This is a genomic window from Cupriavidus sp. 8B, assembly GCF_054589115.1.
The window spans coordinates 1-4386 of record NZ_BAAILO010000253.1 but is presented as its reverse complement, the minus strand read 5'-3'; the positions used below and the strand labels follow the sequence as shown (position 1 = coordinate 4386).

5 protein-coding genes and 1 pseudogene are annotated in these 4386 nt (G+C 59.4%); 1 reads left to right on the top strand and 5 read right to left on the bottom strand.

The annotated features are described in order from the left end of the window. The 5 genes and pseudogenes from ACYP5B_RS24945 to ACYP5B_RS24925 form a co-directional block, all read right to left on the bottom strand. Positions 1 to 218 (bottom strand): annotated as a pseudogene (locus ACYP5B_RS24945) (hypothetical protein); the annotation flags it as partial. Positions 219 to 409: 191 nt separating this feature from the next. Beyond that, entirely contained in the window at positions 410 to 751 is a 342-nt protein-coding gene (locus ACYP5B_RS24940; protein ID WP_459571449.1) for a DUF3085 domain-containing protein, read from the bottom strand. Between the two features lie 111 nt (positions 752 to 862). Further along, positions 863 to 1306, bottom strand: a complete 444-nt coding sequence (locus ACYP5B_RS24935) for a hypothetical protein (protein WP_459571447.1) — start codon at positions 1304 to 1306, stop codon at positions 863 to 865. Positions 1307 to 1407: 101 nt separating this feature from the next. Beyond that, a complete protein-coding gene (locus ACYP5B_RS24930) occupies positions 1408 to 1818 on the bottom strand; it encodes a hypothetical protein (RefSeq protein ID WP_459571446.1) in 411 nt (136 codons plus the stop codon). A gap of 41 nt (positions 1819 to 1859) precedes the next feature. Beyond that, on the bottom strand, positions 1860 to 2486 hold the full coding sequence (locus tag ACYP5B_RS24925; RefSeq protein ID WP_459571445.1) for a hypothetical protein: 627 nt from the start codon (positions 2484 to 2486) through the stop codon (positions 1860 to 1862). Positions 2487 to 2962: 476 nt separating this feature from the next. Between ACYP5B_RS24925 and ACYP5B_RS24920 the strand changes: the two genes are divergently transcribed. Then, positions 2963 to 3988 (top strand): IS110 family RNA-guided transposase, encoded by a 1026-nt coding sequence (locus tag ACYP5B_RS24920; protein ID WP_447429980.1) that lies wholly within the window; start codon positions 2963 to 2965, stop codon positions 3986 to 3988. Positions 3989 to 4386: the final 398 nt, after the last annotated feature.

Here is a 4386-nt window from a genome sequence, read left to right as displayed (position 1 = left end):
ACTACCGCGCCGGCGACGCCAGGAAAACCACTGCTGGCCGATACGGGGCCGTCATTGCCGACGATGCTAACTGGCCGCACTCGGACAACAGTTACCCGTTCGGCTGCGCCAGTCCGCAAAGCCTCGGACCCGCGATAGACATTGGGGGAGCTTTGCTGAGCGGCGCAACCGGTAACCAGGGCGCACAAAACAATGAAAATCGGGAACGTCTTGAACATGATGGCCTCACAGAAAGAAAAAGGCCAACATGCCTACGGGCAGGATGGCCCGTAGGGGGGGGAATACTGTGCCAACTGAACAGTCGGCGGGGGTCGATGCGTCGGAGACGCGGTAAGTGCAGCTATGTTATCAGGCAAGCCAGCATTTGGGGAGTCCATTCGAGCCACCTGGCGCGACGATGGCCCCAAACTTATCTGGTCAGCCCGTCAATACGAATACTGCTGCGCGTGACGGTGACACGCACCTTCATGCAGGCCGGCTCGGCGAGCATCTTAACGAGGTCAGCGACGGGAAAGTGCTCGCCAAAGTCGTCGCCGCCGAAAGCGCGCCTCGCGTCCTCGTAAAAGTCCTTGTCGACGGCCGGATTGCAGCCCTTAAAAAAGAACAGACGTTTCTGCAAGGGCGCAGGGCCCACGCTGCAGCCGATATAGGCGCCGTGATCTTTGGCAATGAAGAAGCGCTGCGTGTTCACCTCTTCGCTGAAGGTAACGAGAGATTGGGCTTCCGCGCGGGAAAGGGTGATTTGTGGCATGGATTGCTCCTTCAAGTGGTGACGGAGCACGCCCGTAAGAGGCCGTGCCCCTACGGGGATGGAATGAACCCGGATCGCGTCATGCGGCCGGATGTAACGAAAGCGCGTGCACTACAGGTCCGCGCGCTCCCAGCAATAACTATCGCCGATGGCGTAGCACTTCACGACCGTACCGTCGATGGTCAGGTCCGTGGCGCCGCACCACTGCGGATCGTCGCCTTGCAGGCAGAACTGGTCCGTCGCCTCGCTGTAGTAAAGCTCCGGCATGTGCTCGCGCAGAGCGAGTGCAGCCTCTCGGGTGAAGAATGGGATTAGCCAGCCGTTCCACAGCTGCCCGTTTGAGAACGCGTCAATGACGACTTCCGGTGGCAGCCAGTCGCCAGTGACCTTCGTAGGTCTGAACGGCGGCGGATCGACTGGAGAGAACTTGCGCTGGAAATCAAGCCAGGAAAGGTCGCGCCACGTATTGCGCTCGCCTTGGACCAATACCGTGACAGGCTCGACGAGCTCGCCAGTCTCGATGTTGCGGAATACCTTGGTGGGGTGAATGTTCACAGTGTGTGCACCAAAAAATGAGGGGCACAGTCACAAGGGACGGTGCCCCTGCGGGTGGAGAAGCCTGACCAGGCGGCCAGGCAGACTTCGCTAAATTCAGCTTACGATTTTCGAATCAGGAAATACCCGATAACGTAGTTCAGGGCTGTAGCGAACACGGGACTCCAGTCGGGCGACACCAAAGCCGTCACGAGAGCCAGGGAGCCGAAGTTAATCAGGATGCCGCCCAGTTCGCCGAGCGCAAGCTCGGCGTAGTACCGTGCGCTCCGCGCCTCAGCGTCGCCTTTAGCCTTACGGCGGATGACCGCAAAGATGGTGAACAGCACGATGGCGCCGGCCACCTGGTACCAGAACAGCCCGACGTCATAGTATTTGTCGATGGCCTTGGCGGGTTGCGATGACTTATCCGCTGTGAAGCAAACTACTGCACCGAAGGCAAGCCACAGGAGGCCGTTGGTAAAGATTCGCCGCGCGGGTTCTCCCTTCTTGTTGGACGGCGAAAAGATAGACATAAGGTTCATGTTTGGTCAGATATCGTTTTGGTTGGAAAGGGTTAAAGGAACGATGGAGAATCGGCCCACGGCAGATGAGCCGGGCCTTCCAATGCCTGCGGTCGCACAGTGCCAACGAAATCCTCGCGGCGGTTAATGCTGACGCGCGTGTTGTCGTTGCCGTTGTGGTGTAAGTAGACACCATTCCGGTCAGGCGGGAGCTTGCCTTCCATCGCCTCCAGCACGCGATGGAAGTCGCTCAGGTGGCGGGGGTCGTACTGCCCAGCCTCTCCGCTGCCACGATGTGGTCCCAAAGCTCGCCGGTATATCGGATACCCGCCGTCAACCGTGAGGAACTCGAATGAGGTGCCCCCGTGGGTAAGCTCGGCCCATCGCGGAACGGAGGGGTCGATGCGAAGCTCCAATTGCGCAAACCTGCCGCGACTCGGCCTCACAAAATCGAGGGCGTCGTGGGGAAGGATTGCGCTTGCCTGAATGGCGCCGGGTAGCCGGTTGGCTTTCGCGGAAAGGAAGACGCCCATGCGCTTCCCGTCCATCGCAACCAGGCGTGTTTCAGTCGAAGTCGCTTCGACGAAGACGCCATTGAGCCAATACCGTTGGTCGGTCTTGGGCGCGAGCAAGGCGATGGCCTTGAGCTGCCGCGGGTCAATCTGGATGATTTGAATCACGTGTGTGCTCCAAAAAAATAGGAACACAGCCACAAGGGACAATGCCCCTGTGGGTGACGAGACGCCTGGCGGTGCCAGGCAAGGATTCGATGCGTCGGAGACGCGGAGAGTGCCGAAATACTATCAGGACGGGCGTTCTTTTGCACCCCCCAACGACAGGTAATTGCTTTCCGCCGGAGGCGGTCCACCGAAAAGAAAAGGTTTGTCGTCGTTGGGAGGTGGAAGGCCGTGTGGCTGTTCGGACGGGTTGCCGGACTGCGGTATGCTACGTGGATGAGCCGGGCGGCCGAGATCGGCCAATTGCAGACGATGGGCCAGGCTGTTACGCGGACACCTGAACGACGGCTCTGCACCCTACACCGGCCTTTTAATCGCAAGAAATACTCGCGGCGTGACCATCTCAATTTACTGAGATGGACCCGGCGCCTCCCTTCGGGGGACACTGTCGGCCTCAACCTGACGCGTGGAGGTTCATCATGCAAATCGACATCCTTGGCATCGATCTTGCCAAACAAGTCTTTCAGCTCCATGGCGCCGACCACAGCGGACGCCCCGTACATCGGACGAAGGTTTCGCGTGGCTCGCTCCTGGAAGCGGTGCGCACACTGAATCCGAAGATGGTCGTCATGGAAGCCTGCAGCACAGCGCATCACTGGGCACGTCGCTTCCAGTCGCTCGGCGTTGAGGTACGACTGATCAGTCCACAGTATGTGTCACCGTTCGTCAAGACCAACAAGAATGACCGCAACGATGCCGAAGCGATCGTCGAGGCCGCCAGCCGACCGGCCATGCGCTTCGTTACCGTCAAGTCGGTCGAACAACAGGACATCCAGGCCGCGCATCGGATGCGCGCAGTTCTGATCCGCCACCGTACAGCCATGATCAACCAGATGCGTGGCTTGCTCGGTGAACGAGGACTCACGATTTCGCGTTCCCCCGAGGCGTTCAAGCGCGCAATCCCGGAATTACTCAGCAAGAGCGCCGACGAGTTGACGTCGTTCTGCCAGACGCTGCTGACTGAACTGCTGCAGCACCTGAAGGCAATCGAGGAGCGTGTCCATCTGATCGAAGCATCTATCCAGTCGTTCATGAAGCAATCCGCGCTGTGCAAGAAGATCGCGGAAGTGCCCGGCATCGGTCCGGTCACCGCTACAGCCATGGTTGCCGCCGTCGGCGACGCCAAGCAATTCAGGAACGGGCGGCATTTAGCGGCCTGGCTCGGTCTGGTGCCACGTCAGTACTCCTCGGGAGGCAAATCTCGGCTGCAAGGGATCAGCCGGCGCGGCGACACCTACTTGCGGACCCTGCTTATCCACGGCGCCCGGGCCGTCCTACGTTACTCAACGACAAAGACCGACTCACAGAGCGTCTGGCTGCAGCAGTTGATCGCGCGACGGGGGTACAACTGCGCGGCAGTCGCGCTGGCTAACAAGAACGCGCGCGTAATCCAGGTGCTGCTAAGCAGCGACTCTACCTACATTACGCGCAGCGCGGCAGCATAACCCTAACAACCGGCTTGCAAGGAGGAGGATACCCACGCAGGATTGCGAAGCTTCTTAAAGCGATGACGAAATTGGTTGAACCAGCATCCTAAAGCCTGTTTTTGCTGTCGGCGGCCCATGTGGCACGCCGCCAATCTGCTAAGGACGGGATGCGCGGATCTCATCGAGGCTGCGGGCGTGCTTCGGCAAGCGCCCATCGGGCAAGCCAGATACATGCATGCAGACCGTTTCGACATCACGAACAAGAAGCTTGCAAAAGGCGTCGGGTCCATACATGCAGCAAAAGGAGGATCACCCTATGTTAGACCGAGCTTTGAGCACGCGGCGCGCATAATGCTTTGATTTCTCACGGTTATGCACGCGCGAGCGAGTCGATTACTGGGTACAGGCGACGGGGC

Bases quoted from the DNA above. Each gene is read 5' to 3' on its own strand.
- ACYP5B_RS24930 (WP_459571446.1), bottom strand. From the start codon at position 1,818: ATGTCTATCTTTTCGCCGTCCAACAAGAAGGGAGAACCCGCGCGGCGA.
- ACYP5B_RS24940 (WP_459571449.1), bottom strand. From the start codon at position 751: ATGCCACAAATCACCCTTTCCCGCGCGGAAGCCCAATCTCTCGTTACC.
- ACYP5B_RS24920 (WP_447429980.1), top strand. From the start codon at position 2,963: ATGCAAATCGACATCCTTGGCATCGATCTTGCCAAACAAGTCTTTCAG.